This is a genomic window from Microcystis sp. M165S2, from assembly GCF_020245885.1.
Taxonomy (GTDB): Bacteria; Cyanobacteriota; Cyanobacteriia; order Cyanobacteriales; family Microcystaceae; genus Microcystis.
Window position 1 is genome coordinate 1 of record NZ_JADBTZ010000103.1, and the last position, 2,732, is coordinate 2,732.

At 47.4% G+C, this 2,732-nt stretch carries 2 protein-coding genes; both read left to right on the forward strand.

The features are described 5' to 3' along the window. Positions 1–381: 381 nt before the first annotated feature. On the forward strand, positions 382–1,773 hold the full coding sequence (locus IM479_RS05520; RefSeq protein WP_286824423.1) for an NAD-dependent malic enzyme: 1,392 nt from the start codon (positions 382–384) through the stop codon (positions 1,771–1,773). Positions 1,774–1,804: 31 nt separating this feature from the next. Beyond that, complete coding sequence (locus IM479_RS05525; RefSeq protein ID WP_287684461.1) at positions 1,805–2,539, forward strand: M15 family metallopeptidase; 735 nt, start codon at positions 1,805–1,807, stop codon at positions 2,537–2,539. Positions 2,540–2,732: the final 193 nt, after the last annotated feature.

The window sequence follows — 2,732 nt, forward strand, 5'->3', positions numbered from 1 at the left end:
AATTAAGTTAGGATTGGATAAAAATTTAAGAGAAGAAGTCCGTTGGAAACTCCGAAAGTCTCGTCATACATCTCCCCTCTGGAATGCCAAACAATTTACCAGAGATTTAGAAACTGCTTATCGGCAAATGTGGAATATTTACAGCCTTTCTCATCAAGATGAAGTCTAACCTAATTTGCCATCGACGACCGAGGACTGACTCCCCTAAAAGGACAACTTCCCACCTCATGATTAAGATAACTGCCATGGTTTGACTCCCTGTGGTCCCACTGGTGTTAGGCCCAGAGAGACCCTAATAGCTAAAGAAACTGCGCGATTAGATACCAAAGTCCCTCACAGATAGAAGATAATCAATATTTATCAGTATTGGAAGCCTTCAGCATGGTTCATTTAACGCCCAATCCTAGCTATAGTTTAAGTCTCAAGATAGAAATCCCCAATCAAGCGGGAACCTTCGCTTCTGTCCTCAATGCGATCGCCGATGTCGGGGGTAATTTAGGGCAAATTTCTCTGATCGAACGCAATTTAAAGATTAGCACCAGAGAAGTGATGGTTGATGCCGCTAGTACCGACCAAGCGGAACAGATTATCGCCGCGGTTAAAGCTCTACCGGATGTTAAACTTCTTAAAGTTTCCGATCGCACCTTCGATCTCCATCGTCGGGGTAAAATCTCCATTGAAAGTCGTATTCCCCTCACCTCCCAAGATGACCTAGCCATGGCCTACACCCCCGGAGTTGGTCGCATCTGCACCGCTATCGCCCACCAACCCGAACAAGTGTACTCATTGACCATCAAGGGCAACACCGTCGCTGTTGTCACCGATGGTAGCGCCGTATTAGGATTGGGAAATCTCGGGCCAGAGGCTGCCTTGCCGGTAATGGAAGGGAAAGCGATGTTATTCAAGGAATTCGCCGGAATTGATGCTTTTCCCATCTGTTTAGCCACCCAAGACCCCGAAGAAATCATCGAAACCGTCAAAAGAATCGCTCCGGTTTTTGGGGGTATTAACCTAGAGGATATCGGCGCTCCACGCTGTTTTGAAATCGAGAAACGTCTGCGAGCGGAATTAAATATTCCCGTTTTCCACGATGATCAACATGGTACAGCGATCGTTTCCCTGGCTGCCCTGATTAATGCCCTCAAATTGGTCAAAAAATCGCTTGATACAGTCAAAATCGTCATTAATGGTGCGGGTGCGGCGGGAATCGCCATCGCTACTCTCTTTAAAACCGCAGGAGCTACAGATATAACCCTCTGTGATTCCCATGGCATCCTCTCCCAAAACCGGGACGATTTAACCCCAGAAAAACAAGCTTGGGCCGTGGCTGCCAGTGGGAAGCTAGGGGATGCTCTTAAAGGCGCTGATGTCTTCTTGGGGGTGAGCGCACCGGGGGTATTGACTCCCGAAATGGTCAAGGGAATGGCTAAAGATGCGATCGTGTTTGCCATGGCTAATCCGATTCCCGAAATTCAACCGGAATTAATCAATGATTTGGTGGCAGTGGTGGCTACCGGACGCAGCGATTATCCCAATCAGATTAATAATGTTCTCGCTTTCCCCGGATTATTTCGCGGGGCCCTGGATTGTCGCGCTAGGGCAATCACCGATAATATGTATCTGGAAGCGGCCAAAGCGATCGCTTCTTTGATCACTCCTGCTAATCTCGATCGAGAGAATATTATTCCCTCGGTTTTTGATAGTCGTGTAGTTACGGCTGTGGCCGCCGCCGTTCAACACGCTGCTCGTCAAGATGGAGTGGCCGGGGAATAATGTAATTATCGTGCAGGAGGGTAAGTAAACCGTGAAACCGATCGATGATATTCCCGAAGCTTTACGGGACAGCCAGTACAGACAAACTACTAATTCTCTGGGGATATTTGCGATCGCAAGCGGTTTACTCGCTCTGGTGGGAACCGGCCTAATTGCCATAGCAGTCTTGAATCGTCCCTCTGCTTCCCTAAAAAAACCAGTTATTAACCCCTCCCCCGTCATTAAAGCCACTCCTAGCCCCATTGAGAACATTCTAGGTCATTTACCCTACCAAGAGGCTCCAGAGACGGAATTAGCCCCTATTACTGGGGATGGTGCTATGCGTTTAAGGAAACCGGCAGCCAAGGCTTTTATCCAGATGCAGAGTGACGCAAGAAGGTCGGGGGTGATTTTAATGCCAATTTCGGCTTTTCGATCGAAAGCAACCCAAGAAAAGCTCTTTTTTGAAGTGAAAAAACAACGCAATCAGCCAACCCGCAAACGAGCAGAAGTGAGCGCACCTCCGGGTTACAGTGAACATCATACCGGTTATGCGATCGATATTGGCGATGGTAGCACTCCGGCAACGAATTTAAGTAGCAGTTTTGCTAATACTGCCGCTTTTCGTTGGTTACAAAATAACGCTGCTCAGTATAGTTTCGAGTTATCTTTCCCCGAAAATAATCCCCAGGGTATCAATTATGAGCCTTGGCACTGGCGTTTTGTCGGGGATAGTGACAGTTTAGAAACTTTTTATAAAGCTCAACAATTAGGAAAACAAAAATAAGATAATCCCGACTCTAAATTCTATCTTGTAAGTCTTGACATCCTCACCGCCGTAAACGGACGGTGATTCCCAAACCTCACGATTTAGGTTTCTGCTTCTTTCCCTTGCGGGGTTTCGCACCTGCCTTAACAGATTTACTCTGTTCTGGTCTTATGGTCGCTCTACAGACTGACACCGCAAGTCCTGCGGCCAA

Excerpts from the sequence above, each read along its gene's own strand:
- IM479_RS05520 (WP_286824423.1), top strand. The coding sequence starts at position 382 with ATGGTTCATTTAACGCCCAATCCTAGCTATAGTTTAAGTCTCAAGATA.